At 55.8% G+C, this 18,736-nt stretch carries 17 protein-coding genes; 9 read left to right on the top strand and 8 right to left on the bottom strand.

Features of this window, described 5'->3' with window-relative positions; all coding sequences use genetic code 11:
* Nucleotides 1-11: 11 nt before the first annotated feature.
* Nucleotides 12-1,553 carry a M81 family metallopeptidase gene (locus tag LX66_RS21970; protein ID WP_145717608.1) on the top strand — a complete coding sequence of 514 codons (1,542 nt, stop codon included), beginning with the start codon at nucleotides 12-14 and terminating at the stop codon, nucleotides 1,551-1,553.
* A 319-nt stretch (nucleotides 1,554-1,872) separates the two neighbouring features.
* Nucleotides 1,873-2,229 (top strand): winged helix-turn-helix transcriptional regulator, encoded by a 357-nt coding sequence (locus LX66_RS21965; protein WP_145717607.1) that lies wholly within the window; start codon nucleotides 1,873-1,875, stop codon nucleotides 2,227-2,229.
* Nucleotides 2,230-2,247: 18 nt separating this feature from the next.
* On the opposite strand, the gene LX66_RS21960 is transcribed toward LX66_RS21965, so the two are convergent.
* On the bottom strand, nucleotides 2,248-3,138 hold the full coding sequence (locus LX66_RS21960) for an NAD(P)-dependent oxidoreductase (protein ID WP_211366470.1): 891 nt from the start codon (nucleotides 3,136-3,138) through the stop codon (nucleotides 2,248-2,250).
* Between the two features lie 174 nt (nucleotides 3,139-3,312).
* On the opposite strand from LX66_RS21960, the gene LX66_RS21955 reads away from it, so the two are divergent.
* Complete coding sequence (locus tag LX66_RS21955) at nucleotides 3,313-3,837, top strand: hypothetical protein (RefSeq protein WP_145717606.1); 525 nt, start codon at nucleotides 3,313-3,315, stop codon at nucleotides 3,835-3,837.
* Here the strand turns inward: LX66_RS21955 and LX66_RS21950 are convergent, their stop codons facing one another.
* From LX66_RS21950 to LX66_RS21935, 4 genes are all read right to left on the bottom strand, one after another.
* Complete coding sequence (locus LX66_RS21950) at nucleotides 3,838-4,770, bottom strand: nuclear transport factor 2 family protein (protein ID WP_158642709.1); 933 nt, start codon at nucleotides 4,768-4,770, stop codon at nucleotides 3,838-3,840. It lies immediately after the preceding gene.
* A 1-nt stretch (nucleotide 4,771) separates the two neighbouring features.
* Nucleotides 4,772-5,851, bottom strand: a complete 1,080-nt coding sequence (locus tag LX66_RS21945; RefSeq protein WP_145717604.1) for an alpha/beta hydrolase — start codon at nucleotides 5,849-5,851, stop codon at nucleotides 4,772-4,774.
* 95 nt (nucleotides 5,852-5,946) lie between these two features.
* Nucleotides 5,947-6,717: a peptidase associated/transthyretin-like domain-containing protein gene (locus LX66_RS21940; protein ID WP_145717602.1), complete on the bottom strand. Its 771-nt coding sequence runs from the start codon at nucleotides 6,715-6,717 to the stop codon at nucleotides 5,947-5,949.
* 59 nt (nucleotides 6,718-6,776) lie between these two features.
* The gene (locus LX66_RS21935) at nucleotides 6,777-7,367 is read right to left on the bottom strand and encodes a hypothetical protein (protein WP_158642708.1); all 591 of its coding nucleotides are present in this window, start codon (nucleotides 7,365-7,367) and stop codon (nucleotides 6,777-6,779) included.
* A gap of 178 nt (nucleotides 7,368-7,545) precedes the next feature.
* Here LX66_RS21935 and LX66_RS21930 point away from each other — a divergent pair, with 178 nt between their 5' ends.
* Both LX66_RS21930 and LX66_RS21925 read left to right on the top strand, forming a co-directional pair.
* On the top strand, nucleotides 7,546-8,136 hold the full coding sequence (locus tag LX66_RS21930) for a hypothetical protein (protein WP_145717600.1): 591 nt from the start codon (nucleotides 7,546-7,548) through the stop codon (nucleotides 8,134-8,136).
* Nucleotides 8,124-9,491 (top strand): S1 family peptidase, encoded by a 1,368-nt coding sequence (locus LX66_RS21925; RefSeq protein WP_145717599.1) that lies wholly within the window; start codon nucleotides 8,124-8,126, stop codon nucleotides 9,489-9,491. Before LX66_RS21930 ends, LX66_RS21925 begins: the two co-directional genes overlap by 13 nt.
* 46 nt (nucleotides 9,492-9,537) lie before the next feature.
* Here LX66_RS21925 and LX66_RS21920 read toward each other — a convergent pair whose 3' ends face one another.
* The 3 genes from LX66_RS21920 to LX66_RS21910 form a co-directional block, all read right to left on the bottom strand.
* Nucleotides 9,538-10,515: a 3-keto-disaccharide hydrolase gene (locus LX66_RS21920; protein WP_145717598.1), complete on the bottom strand. Its 978-nt coding sequence runs from the start codon at nucleotides 10,513-10,515 to the stop codon at nucleotides 9,538-9,540.
* 68 nt (nucleotides 10,516-10,583) lie between these two features.
* A complete protein-coding gene (locus LX66_RS21915) occupies nucleotides 10,584-11,105 on the bottom strand; it encodes a DinB family protein (RefSeq protein ID WP_145717597.1) in 522 nt (173 codons plus the stop codon).
* Between the two features lie 97 nt (nucleotides 11,106-11,202).
* The gene (locus LX66_RS21910) at nucleotides 11,203-12,186 is read right to left on the bottom strand and encodes a quinone oxidoreductase family protein (RefSeq protein ID WP_145717595.1); all 984 of its coding nucleotides are present in this window, start codon (nucleotides 12,184-12,186) and stop codon (nucleotides 11,203-11,205) included.
* Nucleotides 12,187-12,282: 96 nt separating this feature from the next.
* Between LX66_RS21910 and LX66_RS21905 the strand changes: the two genes are divergently transcribed.
* From LX66_RS21905 to LX66_RS21890, 4 genes are all read left to right on the top strand, one after another.
* A complete protein-coding gene (locus LX66_RS21905) occupies nucleotides 12,283-13,236 on the top strand; it encodes a GlxA family transcriptional regulator (RefSeq protein ID WP_145717593.1) in 954 nt (317 codons plus the stop codon).
* A gap of 81 nt (nucleotides 13,237-13,317) precedes the next feature.
* Nucleotides 13,318-14,049: an ImuA family protein gene (locus tag LX66_RS21900; protein ID WP_145717592.1), complete on the top strand. Its 732-nt coding sequence runs from the start codon at nucleotides 13,318-13,320 to the stop codon at nucleotides 14,047-14,049.
* 2 nt (nucleotides 14,050-14,051) lie between these two features.
* Complete coding sequence (locus LX66_RS21895; RefSeq protein ID WP_145717590.1) at nucleotides 14,052-15,551, top strand: Y-family DNA polymerase; 1,500 nt, start codon at nucleotides 14,052-14,054, stop codon at nucleotides 15,549-15,551.
* 15 nt (nucleotides 15,552-15,566) lie between these two features.
* The gene (locus LX66_RS21890) at nucleotides 15,567-18,731 is read left to right on the top strand and encodes an error-prone DNA polymerase (protein ID WP_145717589.1); all 3,165 of its coding nucleotides are present in this window, start codon (nucleotides 15,567-15,569) and stop codon (nucleotides 18,729-18,731) included.
* The last annotated feature ends 5 nt before the right edge of the window (nucleotides 18,732-18,736 follow it).

The raw sequence follows: 18,736 nt of genomic DNA, 5'->3' as shown, positions 1-18,736 counted from the left end.
AACACTATACAATGAAGCGCCTTTTTTTCCTGGTCGCCTGTTGCCTGGCCATTAGCACGCTTACACACGCAAAACCGCTGCCCCGCATCGCCATTGCCGGCCTGGGGATAGAGTCCAGCACCTTTTCGCCGGCGCTGACCACCGAGGAAGCCTTTCACGCCAAATACGGCCCGGCCGTTTTTACGTCTTATCCTTTTTTGTCCGACGGCTCCCCGCTGCGCCAGCGGGCTGTATGGCTGCCGGCCCTCATCGGCAAGTCACTGCCCGGCGGGGCGGTGACCCGGGAAGCCTATGAGTCGCTGGTGAGCAAAACGCTGGACTCCTTAAAGAAGAACGGACCGTATGACGGGCTTTTCTTTGACATTCACGGCGCTATGAGCGTGGTAGGGCTGGACGACCCGGAAGGGGACTTCATTACCCGCATCCGCGAGGTGATAGGAAAGGAAACGATCATCTCCACCTCCATGGACCTGCATGGCAACGTATCCTGGCGGCTGGCGGAAAATACGGACCTGATCACCTGTTACCGCATGGCGCCGCACGAGGATGCGATGGAAACCAAGCAGCGGGCCGTGGAAAACCTGCTGGTACGCATTGAGAGCGGCAAGGGGAAACCGGCTTACAAAGCCTGGATACCTGTTCCCATCCTGCTGCCCGGTGAAAAGACCAGCACCCGCATAGAACCGGCCAAAAGCGTATATAAAAAAGTAGCGCCGGCTGCCGCGCAGGAAGGCATCATCGACGCCGCCATCTGGGTGGGCTATGCCTGGGCCGACGAGCCGCGTAACCATGCCGTGGTAATGGTAACGGGCGATGATAAAGCAAAAGTGACCCGTACCGCCGAGCAACTGGCGCGCAGCTTCTGGGATGCGCGGCATGATTATGCCTTTGTAGCGCCCACCGGCAGCCTGCACGAATGCCTGGACAAGGCGCTGGCCAGCACCCGACATCCCTTCTTTATCAGCGATTCCGGGGATAATCCTACCGCGGGCGGCGCCGGGGATGTTACCTGGACCTTAAAAGAAATACTGGCCCGCAGGGAATTCCAGTCGGAAAACGGCCCCACGCTGATCTATGCCTCCATTCCCGGCCCGGAGCTGGTGGAAAAAGCAATAGCTGCCGGGGTAGGCGGGCACGTGGACGGCTATGCCGGTGCTAAGGTAGATGCACGTTATGCGCCGCCGCTAAGGCTTTCCGGCACCGTAAGAGCCATTGAGCGCGGCGACCGGGATGCGGTAGTGGAAGTGGTGGTACAGGTGGGCAGCGTGCATGTGATCGTTACCCAAAAACGCAAACCGTATCACAAGGAGCGTGATTTTACCCGGCTGGGGTTACAGCCCAGGAAGGCGGACATCGTAGTGGTAAAGATCGGCTACCTGGAGCCGGAGCTGTATGCTATGCGGGCAGACTGGCTGCTGGCGCTGACGCCGGGCGGCGTGGACCAGAACCTGGAACGCCTGCCGTACCGCCGGATAGCGCGTCCCATGTTCCCGCTGGACAAGGATATGAAGGACCCGGACCTTTCCGCGAGATTAGTAGGAAGTAAGAAGTAAGATGTAGGAAGTAGGAGATGTACCGTTACAATTATCGTGCGTCTTACATCTTACATCTTACTTCCTACCTCCTACTTTCAGTTCGCATTTGTACAATTTTCTGTTTGGCCGCCGGTTTACCTTTGTTGCAGGATCGGTGGTTGCCGCCACCGCCCATAACATTTAACCGCCATACTATAACCTGTAACCGCCGGGCCGTTTATCGCAGGGTAAGCGCCGGCGGTTTTTTATTTCAGCAGGGTGGGGGATAATTTTTTCACCATGCCTGCTTTAGCTGCCTACGGTGCTTTCTTTTACCTTTGGTACAAATTTTTGCGATATGTACGAACGGAAAATTCCTGAAATGCTGGATTGCGGGCTGAGTGTAGCCGTTAAAGTGGTAGGCGGCAAATGGAAGGCCTGGATCATGGATTGCATCCGGCGCGGTATTCAGCGCCCCAGCGCCCTGCACCGGGAAATGCAGGAGGTAAGCCCCCGGATTATTAACCTGCATCTTAAAGAGCTGGAGGACTATGGCATTATTTATAAACAGGTATATGCGGAGGTGCCGGTAAGAGTGGAATACCGGTTTACTGCAGTGGGGGAAAGCCTGCTGCCGGTAATGGACGTGCTGGAGCAGTGGGGCAATGAGAACAGGGAGCATATCCTGGCCGGTGCCCGCAGCCACCTGGTGTGACCAGGATATGCCTCCTTATCAATTCCTGAGCACTTTGATGACCGCGGCATGCTCTTCCGCACCATAACCGGCGTCTATCGTTCTTCTGAACAGGCCAGCCGCAAATTTCGGCAGCTCGCTGCTGATACCGGCTTCCCGGGCATGCTGCACCAGTAGTTCCAGGTCTTCTCCGGTAGTTTTCACGGTGCTCTCCGGGTCGCGGAAGCGGTTATGTTGTATCACTTCGCCCATGTGCCTGGACTCTGCACCCAATATGCCGGACAGCGCTTCCATGAGTACGCCGAAATCGTCTGCCCGCAACCCTTCCCGCTCGCAGATCAGCGCGCCATGGCAAAAGCCTATCCAACTGCCTGCCAGGTAGGACAGCACTGCGGCAAACAACGCTGCAGCAGCGCCGGCTTCCGTGCCCATGTAAGTAAGATTGCCGGCCAATGCGCGGAGCAGGGACTCCTGCTCCTGGAAAATAGTCGTGTTGCCCGCAGCCAGGATGGTGGTGTCATCGCCGCCGATCTGCCCCGGCCAGGCCAGGATGGCGCCGTTCATACAGGCAGCGCCCTGTTGCTGCGCCCAGGCTTCCAGGTCGCGGGCTTCTTTGGGCGTACCGGTGCTGAGCTGCACCAGCGTGCGCCCCTGCAGTGCTGCTGCGGCCTTGTGCTCTTCCAGGATCGCCCGGGTAGCTTTGTAATCCGATACGCAGACCACCACAACCGGGCTGGCCTCGATAGCAGCCGCTGCGCTGCCGGCCGGCGTGGCGCCCGCCTCCGCCAGGGGCTGCGCCTTGGCAATATCCCTGTTCCAGACCGTTACCTGGAATCCCTTCTGCAGGAAGGTGCGGGCCAGCGCCGCACCCATGGACCCCAGCCCGATCACTGATACTTTTCCCGGGTTGTTTGTTGTTTCCTTCATCATAAATAATTCCTTGTTTTGTTGGATGCTGCAAGTTAGTATGCGCCGCTATGTGCGGAAATAAGGGATAAAAGATTCAGGTGGGGGAATATTTTTTCCCCGGGGACTGTCCAAATCGTACAATTTTAAACCCCCTCACTTTACCACCTTTGCCGGCAGTAAAAACTTGTTACACAGATGGCATTCAAAGTAAATCCTGCCGGCGCACGCCTGTTAAAAGCCGTGCATATCTTTTGCACCACCCTTTGGATCGGTGGGCTGTTAACTTTCCTTCCCCTGGTATATAACATGCCTTTAACGGATACGGCGGCTACCCGTATCACTTACCTGAACATGCGCTCCATTGCCTGGAACGTGATAGGGTGGGGTGGCATCACCAGTTTTGTGACGGGTTTGCTCAACAGCCTGCTCACTTCCTGGGGATTGTTCCGGCATACCTGGATCAGGGTGAAGCTGGTATCTGTAATAGGGATGATCCTTTTTGGCATGTTCTATTCAGAGCAACGCATGCTGGATAATATCAGCATCCTGGAAAGCCGGCCGCAGCAGGCATTAACGGATCCAGTATTCCTGCACAATCACCAGGCGCTCATGTATGTGGTGCCGCTACAATTGCTGGGCTTTTTTCTCATTGTGCTCATCTCCGTCATAAAGCCCTGGATGCAACAGGGCAGGGCCGTCCGGAAAGCAGTGCCTGCCTGATCAGTCGTACATCGCAATGTGCCGGAATATCTTCAGGGAGCCGTCTTGCTCCCGGCGCCAGATCCGCAGGTCTTTTCCGAGGCCTACACCGGAGTAATCGCCTGTTCTCCAACTGGCAATATGGCTGGCGTATTCAATTACATAATCTCCCAGGTGATCGACCCGGTCGTTGCGGATATCCAGGTGCTCAAAAACCGGCAGTTCCCTGGCATGAGCTTCCAGGAATGTATTGATCGCTTGCCGGCCCTGCACCGCGGCATGACGGCTGTAAAGGAACATGCCATCGTCTGCATAGAACCGTTCCCAGGTGGGAGCATCGTGCTGGGTGACCGTAGCTTCCATCAACCGGTTGAGCGCGGCCAGCTCAAAACGGATGTTGCTGCTAATGGGCAGGTGCGGCTGCAATGCTACATCCGTTACCGGCACTGCTTCAAATCTCAATTGTGCTTCCATTTCCAGCGGGTGGTCATAGTTCCACGCTGCTGTGAGCAACCGGGGCGCATGACCGGTGGATATCTTCCAGAGATGCATGTATTTCCCTTTTACCTCCCGGGCTTTACCGGTACTTTTTAATTGCAGGGTGGCGCTAAACTTACCGGTTTCCGCCAGGCAGCCGCCCAGGTCAAGGACCTCTGCGGCATCCATGGCAAAGGCCAGGATACGGAACCTGGACAGGAGCGCCTGGTAGTATAGCAAGGCATTTTCTTTCCGGGTCACCGTTTTCTGGAATTCGGGCATAAGCCGGATACTGTCCGCAAAAAAGGCCTGCAGCGCTCCGGGGTTTGCGTTCAGCATGGCCTGGATGTAAGCGGACCTGTATTTACGTAGGTACGTTTGCGTTGTATCATCTGCCGGCAGGACGGCTTGCGCAAATGCACTGGTGCACAGGCAGCAGAGATGGATAAGCAGCAGGAAATACCGGGGAAGCATCATATCAGGGATTTGTAGCATTAAATACCAGGTGCCGGTTCATGAAAGGGAGCAGGCGTGCGTAAAAACGGCCGTATTCGGTCCAGGTCCTGTCCCAGGGATTGCCGCGGTATTCTTCCGCTTCATGCTCAATGCCCAGGTCTTCCAGCTTACGGCTGAAAGCCTGGTTGGAATACACATGCGCGGTGGTAGCATCAAAGCGCCCCCAGTCAAACGCGATGCCCCGCATGGTGCGCAGGTTGGCGGCGGATTCGTACAGCGTTTCATCCAGCAGGAAACCGGCTTTGGTCTTTTTCGTGTTTTCTACGTTTAGCCCGGGCTCCCCGTTTTCAGGCTCCATGAAGTAGTCGCAGTAAAAGGGCGGGCGGCTGGGATTGGGCAGGAATGCCTGGCTGATGGTGACGAAAAGCCGGGTACGGTGATCGCTTCCAAGATCGGCATATGTTTTAGCCTGGTAGATCCTTTTCCAGTCGATCTGCACATAGGGCCAGGGTAGTTGCCCGGTACCGGTGGCTACCGGGTGCAGGGCGTACACCACGCTGAAAAGATCTGCATGGGTCATGGCCAGCTTCAGCGCGCCGCGACCGCCCATGAAATCACCGGCCAGTGCACGGCTGTTGCGGTGGGGGATCGTGCGGAAATGACTGTCAATGAAGGGCACCAGCTCCTGCGTGGTAAAGTCCAGCCATCTCCCGCTGATGGGCGAATTTTCATAGATGCTGCCGGTAGTAGGCGTGCTGTAATCTGCCGCTACAAAGATGAATGCCCTGCTTATACCATTGGCGAAGCCACGTTCCAGCAGCTTTACCAGGTTGCCATCCTCGAACATTTTTTCCGCGTTCCAGAAAATGCTGTGGAAGTAATAGAGCACCGGGTAAGATTTACCGGTATCCTTATAGCCTGGCGGCAGGTATATCTTAATGGTACGGTTGGGATCAAGACCGGTGCGGTTCTCCTGCAAGATGGCGGACGGCAGGTGTTCCGTTATTACAGTGCCGTGTTGGATAGCCTGTGACCGGGCAGGTGCATAGGCGCCGGATAAACAGAGTAGTACTCCGGATATAAAAAGGGACCTGGTGATCATGTTGGTGAAGGATGTTTGCCGAATTTACCGAAAGGTGCAGTGCGGTGGAGATGAGATTGCTCAACCGCAGCGGGGGATGTACAACAGGCCTGTTTTTATTGATGAGTAGAAAAGGAGTCGCGGGCAGGATACGCTCTTCGCCAGGTTTCAGCAAAGTACTCGCCCCAGTCCCGGATGTACTTATAGTATTCGTATTCGTTCTCAAAGCTCCAGAGCATTTCATAGGTGGGCCGGTAGTACACCATAAAGGTATCCAGGGCGGGCGTTTCCAGGCCGGTTATTCTTTTTACCAGTTCTTTGCTGAACCGGTGGCTTACATACTTCTCCCGTTCCTGCTGTTCCAGGAGCTGCCGGAAGTGCTCCATCCTTTTGATCTTTTTCCCGCTAAGCAGCATCTCGAGGTTGACGCCCACGCCAAACCCGTTGCTGCTGCCGCCGGACAGGAACTGGGGATCGTAGTCAAACACCCTGCGGTATTCATTACGGTTTTCCAGCGAGTCAAACTGGTAGCTGTGCGGCCGTGTGGCAGATACCTCCACGGTAGGCAGCACCTGCACATCCACATGCAGTTTGATGTCGAAAGGATGATAGGTGTCAATGTCCCTTACGGGGAATTTCTGGGTGGCTTTTCCCTGGTAGGAGAAGCTGATGGAATCTGCAGGGCCGAGGTGGATGCTGTAACGCCCCATGGAATCGGTGACAGTGCCGGCGCCGGAAGTGCTCCGCACGCTTACCCCGGGCATCCCAATACGGGCGGAACGGTCGTACACCGTACCTTTGAGCTGCACCTGCGCTGCCGCTGCCAGGCTAAGCAATGCCAGCACTACAGACAGGACGGTCTTTTGTAAAAGATTGGAGATACCCATTGCGGCCCAATCTAAGACAGGATGAAAATATAAGCAAGCATCCCCCAAATATTAACAAATCATTTCATCTTTTTATTGATCCTGCCCTGCAGGTTTGAAATGAGGTTGATGCATTCCCGGAGGCGCTGGTAACAGGTGCTGCCATCCAGCGCCAGGTCTTTTTTGGTAACATCCATGCCGGCTAAAAATGCTTCCAGGTAGGATAAAAAATGAGTTTGCTCTCCATACAGTATATCGTAGATGCGGTTGTTCAGCTTGTCGCCTTCTTCCTGCAGCTCCCTGCCGGTAAGGTCCGTTACGCCGCGCATGCCAGCCATTACAGCGCTCATCTGCTCTTTGAGCACTTCCAGGTGATAGATATCCTTTTTTCCCGGCGCCACATTGTTCCGGAACAGGCTGTCCGAAAGTCTTTTCCGCGTTTTCATATAATCCTCCAGGCTCATTTTCAGGGCTTCCAGGTAGCGGTTGAGCTCCGGTGCTTTTTCGCGGGAAAGATTTTTGTCTGCATCGCTGTTCAGGTGCCGGGCCCATTCCTGCAGGTCCATGGTGATATCTGTAACAGGCGCTTCGTTTGACTGGGCGGCCACATTCACAGAAGGGGCCAGCAGGCAAGCGAACGCCAACGCGGCACAAAGTTTACTGAAGATCATCTTTTGCATGTTAGGTGTATATTACTGAAAATAATAAAAACTGCATTTTTTTTCCTACCTTAATACAAAGAATTCCTGTACCGGATGATAAGACCCCTTACCTGTCGTGTAGTGCTTAATGTATACATCCCGGGATGATGGACTTTCGCATACCATAAAAGATCAAAAAAATATACAGATGAAAAAAGAGCTGTTTGCCGGTATCGGCCTTGGATTGCTGACCGGCATTATCATCGGGCTATCTATCGCGGAGGTGACCGGTATCATTCTGGGCGCACTGACCTCGCTGCTGGCCGCTTTCTTCGGGTTGCAGGGCAGCCGCGAAGGGGAGGCCGGCAATCAACTGATCATCGGCACCTTCGGGTTTACCTGCGTGCTGGCTATTTTTGCCGGGCTGTATATGCGTACGCATAACGTACTGGCGCCTTCCCCCGATGCATCGCTGCGCGCGTACCGGGCAGCCGGCTTTGATACCAGTGAGATCAAAAAGATCGTACTGTTCCGGGAACTGGGGCTGGTGCCGGAGGGTTACACGTTCTCCAAAGAAGCTAAACAGGCGGGCTCCACGGTGCTGATGGCCAAAGACCCCGGCAGCCTGGACCTCTGCGCCCTTACGGAACAATCCACGCTGGAAGACATACAGCAGGCGTTCAGCCAGTCCGGCGGCGTTTATGACGAGCTGCAGCGCTCACTCCGGGAAACGGTCTCCAACCCGGACGAGCGGCGTCTTACTTTGTTACACCTCAAAAAGATCATATGCAAGCAGTAACACGTTTCCTCCTGGTCTTATGCCTGGTATGCGGCCTGCAGGCCATGGCCGTTGCCGTTACCGGGCCGGTTCCGCCGGGCATCAAGGAGGAAGTAGCGAGGACCATCGTAAGGGTGCGCTCCGGCACCAAATACTCCACAGGTTTTTTCTGGAGGGATGGGCGGACGGTGCTGACCACCCTGCATTCCCTCAGCAGCGGCGGGGATATAGAAGTGTACATACCCGCCATATCCGGGTGGAGGTCCGCCAGGCTCAGGAAAGTATACCGGGGTGGAGACCTGATCTCCCTGGAGGTGCAGCAATATGCGTCCCCCCATTATCTCAGCCAGCATTATACCAGCCGTCCGCCTGTGGATACACGTGTATTTACGGTTGGGTATAACGGCGGCAGCGCCGCCTATATAGACCGCGATTTTTCCGTAGGCCTTTTACAGGGCAACCGCCTGGCGGACCTGCTGCCCGTGGCGGCCCGCCAGGAGATACAGGCGCTGGGATTCCCCAGCCTGGCTATACAGATCATTTACCTGCAGGGCAGCCTGCTGCATGGTTTCTCCGGCGCGCCGGTAGTGGACCAGGGCGGCCGGCTGGTAGGCGTAGCGGACGGAGGGCTGGAAAATGGTGCGGCGGATATTAGCTGGTGCATTCATGCCAGCCACATATCGCAACTGGAAACATCCAATGAAACACTGCCTTCGCTGAACAGCCCGCGGTTGCGGAATCTCTTTGCTTACGAGGAGTATCAGGCCCCCACGGAAAGCGTGGAATATACCAGCCTGGGAAATTTCCGCTTCCGGCGCATCAAGACCCGCTCCTTTTCCCAACTGGATTTTACCGGTAAGTACTCCACCTCCGACGCCATGGGCCTGCAGCAGTTGCTGTCGTTCTTTTCCAATTATGGATACAACCTGGGCCAGTTCCGCTATGATATTTACCTGGAGGAAAGCACCGGGGCTACGGTAGTGGTGCCGGAAGGGGAGACGCTGCGGCAGGAGAACGGCAAGCTGGTATGCGGCGATAACCGCATCCGCCTGTACATTGACCTGCAGGTAACAAACAACATACAATACACTTCCCAGGTGTTCGAGGGCACTTTCAATCATCCTGCCATCAACTGGATGGCGGATGTAGCCTGGACCTATCCCATGCCGTTTACCGGCCCTACCGGCTCCATTATCCGCAGGAAGGCTTTTATGGGAAACGGCCAGCAATATTACCTGTTTGAAGCATTGGCGGGAAAAGCGCAGTATTTCCTGGGGGCGGCCGCTTTCCGGAACAGTATGCAAATGGCGCCGGCAGATTATGAGCAATGGGCGCAGTATGCCATTGCGATCCAGTTGACCTCTTTTTCGAATTGACAGGGGTAAAGGCCGGTATATCACTATAGCCGGCCTTTACTGGTATTTACTTTGCCGGTGTGATCACGATCTTCCTGAACTCGATCGGTCCGTGATCTCCCTGGATGTAGATTGGTCCGGGCGCTCCTTCGTTGCTGTCCAGTGCGCCCCCGGTAATGCCGGGTATCTCCTGGTTGCTGATCACGGTTTTTCCATTAGCCACTACCGTTACCATCCGGCCTACCAGGGTGATGTCATAGGTCTGCCACTGGTCAGGGCCTAAAGCTGCAATTTCGCTGGGCGCCAGGAAACCGTATACGCCGCTGAACAATACGCTGGACGGGTGCGTTTCTTTCGGGCTGTCCTCGATCTGCACTTCATAACGGCCTCTTAAATACACGCCGCTGTTGCTGCCTTTCCGGTACCGGAACTCCACATGCAACTTGAAATCGTTGAAGGTTTGTTCGGAGACCAGGTTAGCGCCGGAACGGGGGCTGGTCAGGATACCGTTCCGTACTTCCCACTGGTTGGTGTTGCCCGCCGCTTTCCAGCCGCTCAGATCTTTCCCGTTGAATAGCTGGATGGGCGCGCCCCACGCCGGCGCCGCCGTTCTTTTCAGGTAAGGGGCCTTTACGCCTTTCCAGGAATAGGTTTTGCCTTCACTGGTGGTGATGGTGCCCTGTATACCCTCGCCGGCCAGTGCTCCCTTGATCACAAAATCCTGGTCTCCCTGTTCCCATTGTGGCGGAATGGTAAAGCTGAACTGACCGTTATCAAAGTTTACTTTTGCCACGGGACGCGCACTGCCGGATGTGCCTACAAAGTATCCCACCAGCGTACGGGTACCGGAGAGTTTTACTTCCAGCCAGGCCGGGGCCGGTTTCCCGTTCTCATCGATCGTTATGTCCCAGCGCCCGATCAGCGCTTTGGAATCAGCCGGGTCCTGTGCGGTGGCGGACAGGGGGTGTGTGGTGGCTGACGTGGATGTGGAAGCGCCCAGCGTTAACAGCAGGCTGGCGCTCCATACAAGGAATTTGTTATGCATGTGTACTGATTGTTTTTTGCCAGGGCTTTAAATTAAGGCAAAAAACGAGATTTTTTGAGGAAGATGACTTAATAACTAAGCTCCTTATTAATATCATACTTCACGCCTTCATAACCCAGTATCCTTCTCATAAAGCCCAACTGTCCCAGCAGGTAGCTTTCCCGGTCCAGTGAAAGCCCCGTCATGTTCAGCCGGTTCTCCTCAATAAAATCCACATTCATCCCGAAAGGATAAGCTTCGCCCAGTTTGGCGTCCGTTACCTGCTGCAGTTCCCGGAACACCAGCGGCGAAATGGTATGCCATTCTTTTTTCAGGGTAGCCAGGTCCGGGTACTGCGCCTGGGGATCCAGCGCTTTGGCCAGGTTGAACAGGTCTTCATACGGATCTTTGTGCGGCATGCCCAGCACATTGGCCAGCCAGTACCTGCAATTGACCAGGTTCCCAACCATCCAGGTAATATGATTGGTCCTTCCTTCGATCCGTACCAGGGCATCTTCGTCTTTTATGTCGCGCAAAGCATTATCGAATTGCTGGGTATGCATGCGGAATAGCGGGAGGATGGCCTGCATCCATGCTGAATTTGGTTTCATATGCGTTTGTTTTTTTTGAAGGTGTAATGCAAACTTATGGCATCCTGGATTAGCATCGAAGGGCGTTAACGACATATTCAGGGGGCGATTGCGACAGTTATGTGAAACTGAATAAATGCTTTCCTCCTCCGGACTGGTACAAGGTGCTGTGAACCGCTTTCCGGAAACCGGACAGCGCATGTAACCCCGCAACCGGTACAATAAAGTCTTTCCTGCTGTAAACAGCCAGCATTTTATCCAGGTATGCTTTATCCCCCCTTGCAGGCGGCGCAAAGAAATAGCGGTAAACATAGGGAGTGATCTGCACCCCGTTCAGTAAGATGTCGAAATTATGCAGGTTGTAATTTTCATCGCTCATGCCTCCATTGATGATCACCTTGCCGCCAAAGTTCAGGCTGCGTATCAACGCTGCGGTCAGTGGGCCGCCAACATTGTCTATCACGCCGCTGATGCCCTGCCCGCCGGTAATCTCCCCGATGATCTTCCGGGTATCGCCGTCAAATGCTGTAAGCTCGATTACAGCGGCACATCCCATTTTTTCAAGCGGGATAGCCGGGTTGCGGGAGCGGACAAACGTAATGACATTTATACCCTTTGCGCTGGCAAATTGGGCCGCCATCGTGGATACGGCGGCATTGCCGGCAGTGATCACCAGCCAGTCCGTTTCCCTGACCCCGGACATCTCTACCAGGTCGTAAGCGGTGATGGCGTTAACGAGTTGGCCGGCTTTTTCCGGCGCAAGAAGATCGGGCAGGGGTATCAGCCACTCTTCCGGAACAGTTGCATATTCTGCCCATGTATTATAGTAGCTGAATGCTACCAGGGCGCCGGGCGCCAGGGAGGAATCCGGTCCCGTTTCCACAATAATGCCGGCGCCGTGGTTGCCGCCAACCTGTGCCGGGAATGCCGGTTTTTTAGGATCGGGATACAGGTTCCGGATAAAAAGAAAATCCCCGGGGTTGATAGAGGCGGCTACCATTTTTACCAGCACTTCATTTTTACTGATGCGTGGTACGGGAAGATCAGCCAGGTAGAGCACCTGTTCCGGGTCTCCAACCTGGTCAAAAACTACTGCTTTCATGAATTGTATTTTAAATGGGTAATTGATGATGCAATTTTAGGAACGATATGCTATTTTCGATTTGTCATATCTGACAATTGATATGCGAAAACAGCCATGCATTTTATCATTTATTTGTCTGAAGGTTTTTATGCTGCCATTGCTTCAACACTGGCAGAAATACTGCAGGTGGTTAACAGGATAAACCCGGCTGCCAGGCTTACCTATGAGTTTGTGTCCGCCCGCACCATCACAAGAGCCAGGTCGGGGATTGCGTTCCGGACAGTTAAAAAGCCTTCCCGTAAGCCGCAGGTGCTTTTCCTGCTGACCGGTCTGGGAGCAGAGGTGCCCCTGCTGCCTGCCGCGCTTGAAAAAGAAGCGCAGCAGGCCTTGCCCTGGATCATGATGGCGCAGAAAGCAGGCGCAAAGATCGCAGCTACCTGTGGCGCTGCCTTCCTGCTGGCAAAGGCAGGCGTGCTGGACGGCAGGAAAGCCACTGTGTCCTGGTGGCTTAAAAAGGAGGTGCAACAGCGCTTTCCTCAGGCCAGGTGGCAGCCGGCAAAGATGGTGGTCAGGGATGGGAACATTTATACTTCCGGCGGCGGGTTCTCCGGCCTGGAGCTTATTGCAACCCTGCTGACAGACCTGGGATTTTCAGAGGAGGAAAAAGCAATACGCAAACTGCTGGTGCTTCCGCCATTGCGGCAGTTTCAAAGTCCTTATGAGATGGATACGGCAGGTGCAGGCAGCGCCCTGGAGAAAAAACTGGATGCACTTTTGCCGGACCACCTGGCAGACATGGATGTTGACTTCCTGGCTGCCAGGCTGTCCTTATCTCACAGGACGCTGTCAAGGCACTTTTTTGACGAGTTGCAGACAAGCCCGGGTAAATGGATACAAAAGAAAAGACTGGAGAAGGCAAAAGCGCTGTTGGAAGATACTGCTCTTACAGTGGCCGAAATATGTTACCAGGTAGGATACGATGATCCCGCATCTTTTTCCCGCCTTTTCTCCAGGGAAACAGGCGTAAGTCCTGTTGAATTCCGGAAGCATTTAAGAGGAATGGAATAAGATTATTATGATAAGGATGAAGTTGAGAATTTTAAACTAATATTTTTAGTGTATAATTGCTAAAAATATTAGTATTGCATTATGCCAGCTACGAGGAGTGATATCATCCATCAACTGCAGAAAGATATCCTGCTTTGGCAGGGGTTTACGCCGCCTGCAGCTACTGCGGTGCCTGTGGGCCTGGGGCCGGTAGAGGCGGCTTTTCCCCGGGGTGTTTTTCCTGCGGCTGCGGTGCACGAGCTCCTGAGCGAAACTGCGGAAGAGGCGGCTGTTACCAGCGGTTTTGTGGCGGGTCTCCTGTCTCCGCTGATGCGGCGTGGCGGCGCCTGTATCTGGATCAGCGCCACCCGGCGGTTGTTCCCGCCCGCGCTGAAAGCATTTGGCGTGGAGCCGGAGCGGGTCATTTTTATAGACCTTAACCGGGAAAAAGAAGTGCTGTGGGCCATGGAGGAGGCCCTGCAATGTGAAGGGCTGGCCGCGGTGGTCGCCGAGGTGAAGGAGATCAGCTTCACCGCCTCCCGGCGGCTGCAATTGGCGGTAGAGCAAAGCCGGGTTACCGGCCTGGTATTGCGCCACCAGCCCCGCGACCTGAATGCCAATGCCTGTATGGCCCGCTGGCGCATACGCCCGGTAGCCAGTGAACCGGAGCCCGGCATGCCGGGAGTGGGCTTTCCGCGCTGGCAGGTAGAGCTGCTGAAGGTGCGCAATGGCAAACCGGGTAGCTGGCTGCTGGAATGGTCCGCAGGGCGGTTTTGCCCGGTATTGGAAAAACGGGTGGCGCAGCCGCAGGCGCCGGCCAGGAAAACCGGGTAAGCATGGCGCAACGTTTTGTCACCATATGGTTATATCACCTGGTCACGGACTGGCTCACGATCCGTCGGCCTGACCTGCGGCAGCAGCCCTTTGTGCTGGCAGCCCCGGATCATGGGCGGATGGTGATCACCGCCGCCAGTACCGCTGCACAGGCACAGGGCATATATGCCGGTATGGTGCTGGCGGATGCCCGGGCCATTTTGCCTGCCCTGCAGGTGTTCAATGACCGGCCGGGCTTGGCGGAGGAATTATTGCAAGCGCTGGCCAAATGGTGCATCCGCTACACTCCCTTTGCAGCCATTGACCCACCGGACGGGCTGATACTGGATGCCAGCGGCTGTGCGCACCTCTGGGGCGGAGAAGCGCCGTACCTGGAAGCGATCATCACCCGCCTGCAGGCCTTCGGGTACCAGGCGCGGGCCGCTATGGCGGGTACCATTGGCACGGCGTGGGCCGTGTCCCGCTTTGGCAGCGCACATTTTATGATCGACAGCGGTAAAGAGCAGGAAGCCCTGTTGTACCTGCCGCCTGCCGCCCTGCGCCTGGAGCAGGAAACGGTGGAGCGCCTGCAAAAGCTGGGGCTGGTTAACGTAAGCCACTTCATCAACATGCCCCGCACGGCATTGCGCCGGCGCTTCGGGCAGGAGCTGCTGCAGCGGCTGGATCAGGCTTTGGGCCGGGAGGAAGAGAGCATACAGCCCCTGGAGCCGGTGCAGCCCTTCCAGGAACGGTTGCCCTGCCTGGAGCCGATACTAACGGCCACGGGTATTGAAATTGCCCTCCAACGCTTGCTGGAAGCGCTTTGCAACCGCCTGCGCCGGGAGGGGAAGGGATTGCGTACTGCTGTGTTGAAAGCTTTCCGGGTAGATGGCCGGGTAGTGCAGGTCTCCATTGGCACCAACGGCGCATCGCATAATGCTGATCACCTGTTCAAGCTGTTCGCGCACAAGATACCGACGATTGAACCGGCGCTGGGCATCGAGCTGTTTGTACTGGAAGCGCCGAAGACGGACGCGCTTTCCCCGCAGCAGGAAACCCTGTGGACTGGCGGCTGCGGCCTGGAAAGCCCGCGGTTGTCGGAGCTGGTAGACCGGCTGGCCAACAAACTGGGCGCGCATTGCATTCACCGCTATTTGCCGCAGGAACATTACTGGCCGGAACGGTCTGCCAGGCCCGCAGCTTCCCTGGATGAAAAACCTGCCACTGCCTGGCGCAGCGATGTGCTGCGGCCGGTACGGCTGCTGCCGGAGCCGGAACGTATAACCGTGGCGGCGCCCATACCGGATTACCCGCCCATGCTGTTCCGCTACCAGGGCCAGGTGCACCGGGTCAGGAGGGCAGACGGTCCGGAGCGCATTGAGCGGGAATGGTGGCTGGAAGCAGGCCCGCACCGGGACTATTATGTAGTAGAAGATGAAGCCGGCCGGCGTTACTGGATCTTCCGGTCCGGCCATTACGATGGCAGCCGGCCACATTGGTTCTTACATGGTTTTTTTGCCTGAAAGAGGAGATGATATATGAGCTATACAGAATTACAGGTGACCACCAATTTCAGTTTCCTGCGGGGTGCTTCCCACCCCGAAGAGCTGGTGGAACAGGCGCAGGCATATGGCTACCGGGAAATAGCGGTCACGGACCGCAATACCTTCGCCGGCCTGGTGCGTGGTCATGCAGCGGCCAGGAAGGCCGGCATGCGCATTATTCCCGGTTGCCGCCTGGACCTGCTGGACGGGCCCGGCCTGCTCGTATATCCTACCGACCGGGCAGCTTATGCAAGGCTTTCCAACCTGCTGACAACAGGTAACCTGCGAGCGGAAAAAGGGCAGTGTCATTTATACAGGGAGGATGTATACAAGCATGCCAAAGGCATGCAATTCATTGTTGTACCGCCGCCTGCATTAAACCTGGCATCAAGTATGGAGCCGGCATTCATTGAGGCGCTGCAGGCATACCGGGAGGCATTGGGCGCAGGGCTGTACCTGGGGGCTTCCCGCTATTACCAGGGCAATGACGCCAGGAGACTGTACCGGCTTTCACAGCTATCCGCCCGGTTTGATGTGCCGCTGGTGGCCACTAATGATGTGCATTACCATGATCCTGCCCGGCGGGAGTTGCAGGACGTGCTTACCTGCATCCGGGAAAAATGCACCATCCATCATGCTGGCTTTCGCCTGCATGCCAATGCGGAAAGACACCTGAAACCGGTAAACGAAATGCTCCGTTTGTTCCGCCAGTACCCGGACGCCATCCGCCGCACACAGGAAATTGCGGAAGCCTGCCGCTTCTCGCTGGACATGCTGCACTATGTGTATCCCGAAGAGATCACCAGCCAGGGCCGCTCCCCGCAGGAAGAGCTGACCTTCCTTACCTGGGAGGGCGCCCGGCGGCAGTTTGGCGAAGTGATCCCGGAGAAGACCCGGAAAGCCATCCGCCATGAGCTGGCGTTCATTGAGCAGATGAATTACGCAGCGTATTTTTTAACGGTGCATGATATTGTACGTTTTGCCAGGGAGCAAAATATCCTGTGCCAGGGGCGGGGCTCAGCGGCCAATTCCACGGTCTGCTACTGCCTGGGCATTACTTCGGTGAACCCTGAAAAATTTGACCTGCTGTTTGAACGGTTCCTGTCATCCGCCCGCAACGAGCCGCCGGATATTGATGTGGACTTTGAGCATGAGCGGCGGGAGGAAGTGATACAATACATCTACAAAAAATATGGCCGGGACCGGGCGGCAATTGTAGCCACCGTCACGCAGCAGCATCACAAAGGCGCCACCCGCGATGTAGGAAAAGCCATGGGCCTGTCCGTAGACATGATCAACCTGCTGTCCACTGCGATCTGGCGCTCTGAAGAAGGATTTGATGAAAAGCGCATTATTGAGCAGGGATTAGATCCCAATGATCCGCATTTGCGTAAGACCCTGCAGCTTACGGAGCAGTTCCTGGGCTTCCCGCGCCAGTTGGGGCAGCATACCGGCGGCTTTGTGATCACGCAGGGAAAGCTGTCGGACCTGTGCCCTGTCCTGCATGCGCGTATGGAAGACCGGACCTGCATTGAATGGAATAAAGATGATATTGATGCCCTGGGTTTCTTGAAGGTAGATGTGCTGGCGCTGGGTATGCTCACCTGTATCCGCAAGGCGTTTGACCTGGTCAAAGCGCATTACGGGCGGGATCTGACACTGGCCAATATCCCGGAGGACGATCCTGCGGTGTATGAGATGATCTGCCACGCAGACACCATCGGGGTATTCCAGATCGAAAGCCGCGCACAGCAGGCCATGCTGCCGCGGCTCAGGCCCCAATGTTTTTACGACCTCGTGATAGAAGTGGCCATTGTGCGGCCCGGGCCTATACAGGGCGACATGGTGCATCCTTACCTGCAACGCCGGAGGAACCCGGAACTGGTGGAATATCCATCGCAAGAGCTGGAAAAGATATTATACCGCACATTAGGCGTGCCCCTGTTCCAGGAGCAGGCCATGAAGATCGCCATTGTAGCGGCAGGCTTTACACCGGCGGAAGCAGACGAGCTGCGCCGCAGCATGGCGACGTTCAAAGCTGTAGGAACAGTGAAACAGTTCAAGCAAAAATTGATCAGCGGTATGGTGGGCAGGGGATACAGCGAGGATTTTGCCCACCGCATTGCCAAACAACTGGAAGGTTTTGGCAGCTATGGATTCCCGGAAAGCCATGCAGTGAGCTTTGCATTGCTGGTGTACGTGTCTTCCTGGCTTAAATGTTATTACCCGGATGTTTTTGCCGCCGCCTTGCTGAACAGTCAGCCGATGGGCTTTTACCAGCCGGCGCAGATCGTAGGCGATGCCCGGAAACATGGCGTGGAAGTGCGGCCGGTAGATGTGAACCATTCCCTTTGGGATAACCGGCTGGAAGAAAGAACAGGCAGGAACTGCGCGCTGCGGCTGGGCTTCCGGCAGGTAAAAGGATTGCGGGAGGAAGATATGCAGGTGCTGGTAGCTGCACGGGCTTCCGGCTATACCGGCATCCAGGCAATACGGGATGCGGGTGTGCCGCATACGGCGCTGGAAAAGCTGGCGGATGCGGATGCTTTCCGCTCCCTGGGGCTGGACAGGCGGCAGGCGTTGTGGGAAGTATCCGCCCTGCATGACCGGCCCATTGCGCTGTTTGCGGGCCAGCCCTCGGAAACCGCTATGGAAAAAGGGATCGCTTTACCGGGAATGGCAGCCTCCGAGCATGTGGTACAGGATTATGCCGCCACTTCCTTATCCTTAAGGGCGCACCCTGTAAGCTTTATCCGGGAAAAACTGTCGCTGTTGCATATTGTACCTGCCAAGGACCTGGAAACGCTGCATGACGGCATGCCGGTAAAAGTGGCGGGCCTGGTACTGATGCGGCAACGGCCGGGCACCGCCTCCGGTATCTGCTTTATTACGATTGAGGATGAAACCGGCTGCGCCAACCTGGTGGTGTTTGAGAAACTGTTTGAGCAATACCGGAAGGAGATCCTGCAATCCCGGCTACTGATGGTGGAAGGTCAGTTGCAGCGGGAAGGAGAGGTGATCCATGTGATCGTAAAGCGCTGTTACAACCTGTCCGGGTTACTGCGGCAGCTTACGGCGCCCGGGGCGGAAAAGCCGCCTGCCGGTGCTGTGGAAGTGGTGCAGCAGGAGATCTTTGCCAGGTCCAGGAATTTTAAGTGAGGAGG

The sequence above is a fragment of the Chitinophaga japonensis genome (assembly GCF_007830125.1).
Lineage (GTDB): Bacteria > Bacteroidota > Bacteroidia > Chitinophagales > Chitinophagaceae > Chitinophaga > Chitinophaga japonensis.
This window is presented reverse-complemented; position numbering and strand designations above follow the sequence as displayed.

Coding starts and splice junctions, on each gene's coding strand:
- LX66_RS21950 (WP_158642709.1), bottom strand. CDS start 4,770: ATGATGCTTCCCCGGTATTTCCTGCTGCTTATCCATCTCTGCTGCCTG.
- LX66_RS21965 (WP_145717607.1), top strand. CDS start 1,873: ATGTACGAACGGAAAATTCCTGAAATGCTGGATTGCGGGCTGAGTGTA.
- LX66_RS21935 (WP_158642708.1), bottom strand. CDS start 7,367: ATGATCTTCAGTAAACTTTGTGCCGCGTTGGCGTTCGCTTGCCTGCTG.
- LX66_RS21920 (WP_145717598.1), bottom strand. CDS start 10,515: ATGCATAACAAATTCCTTGTATGGAGCGCCAGCCTGCTGTTAACGCTG.
- LX66_RS21940 (WP_145717602.1), bottom strand. CDS start 6,717: ATGGGTATCTCCAATCTTTTACAAAAGACCGTCCTGTCTGTAGTGCTG.
- LX66_RS21945 (WP_145717604.1), bottom strand. CDS start 5,851: ATGATCACCAGGTCCCTTTTTATATCCGGAGTACTACTCTGTTTATCC.
- LX66_RS21895 (WP_145717590.1), top strand. CDS start 14,052: ATGGCGCAACGTTTTGTCACCATATGGTTATATCACCTGGTCACGGAC.
- LX66_RS21925 (WP_145717599.1), top strand. CDS start 8,124: ATGCAAGCAGTAACACGTTTCCTCCTGGTCTTATGCCTGGTATGCGGC.
- LX66_RS21970 (WP_145717608.1), top strand. CDS start 12: ATGAAGCGCCTTTTTTTCCTGGTCGCCTGTTGCCTGGCCATTAGCACG.
- LX66_RS21960 (WP_211366470.1), bottom strand. CDS start 3,138: ATGATGAAGGAAACAACAAACAACCCGGGAAAAGTATCAGTGATCGGG.
- LX66_RS21910 (WP_145717595.1), bottom strand. CDS start 12,186: ATGAAAGCAGTAGTTTTTGACCAGGTTGGAGACCCGGAACAGGTGCTC.
- LX66_RS21890 (WP_145717589.1), top strand. CDS start 15,567: ATGAGCTATACAGAATTACAGGTGACCACCAATTTCAGTTTCCTGCGG.
- LX66_RS21900 (WP_145717592.1), top strand. CDS start 13,318: ATGCCAGCTACGAGGAGTGATATCATCCATCAACTGCAGAAAGATATC.
- LX66_RS21955 (WP_145717606.1), top strand. CDS start 3,313: ATGGCATTCAAAGTAAATCCTGCCGGCGCACGCCTGTTAAAAGCCGTG.
- LX66_RS21905 (WP_145717593.1), top strand. CDS start 12,283: ATGCATTTTATCATTTATTTGTCTGAAGGTTTTTATGCTGCCATTGCT.
- LX66_RS21930 (WP_145717600.1), top strand. CDS start 7,546: ATGAAAAAAGAGCTGTTTGCCGGTATCGGCCTTGGATTGCTGACCGGC.
- LX66_RS21915 (WP_145717597.1), bottom strand. CDS start 11,105: ATGAAACCAAATTCAGCATGGATGCAGGCCATCCTCCCGCTATTCCGC.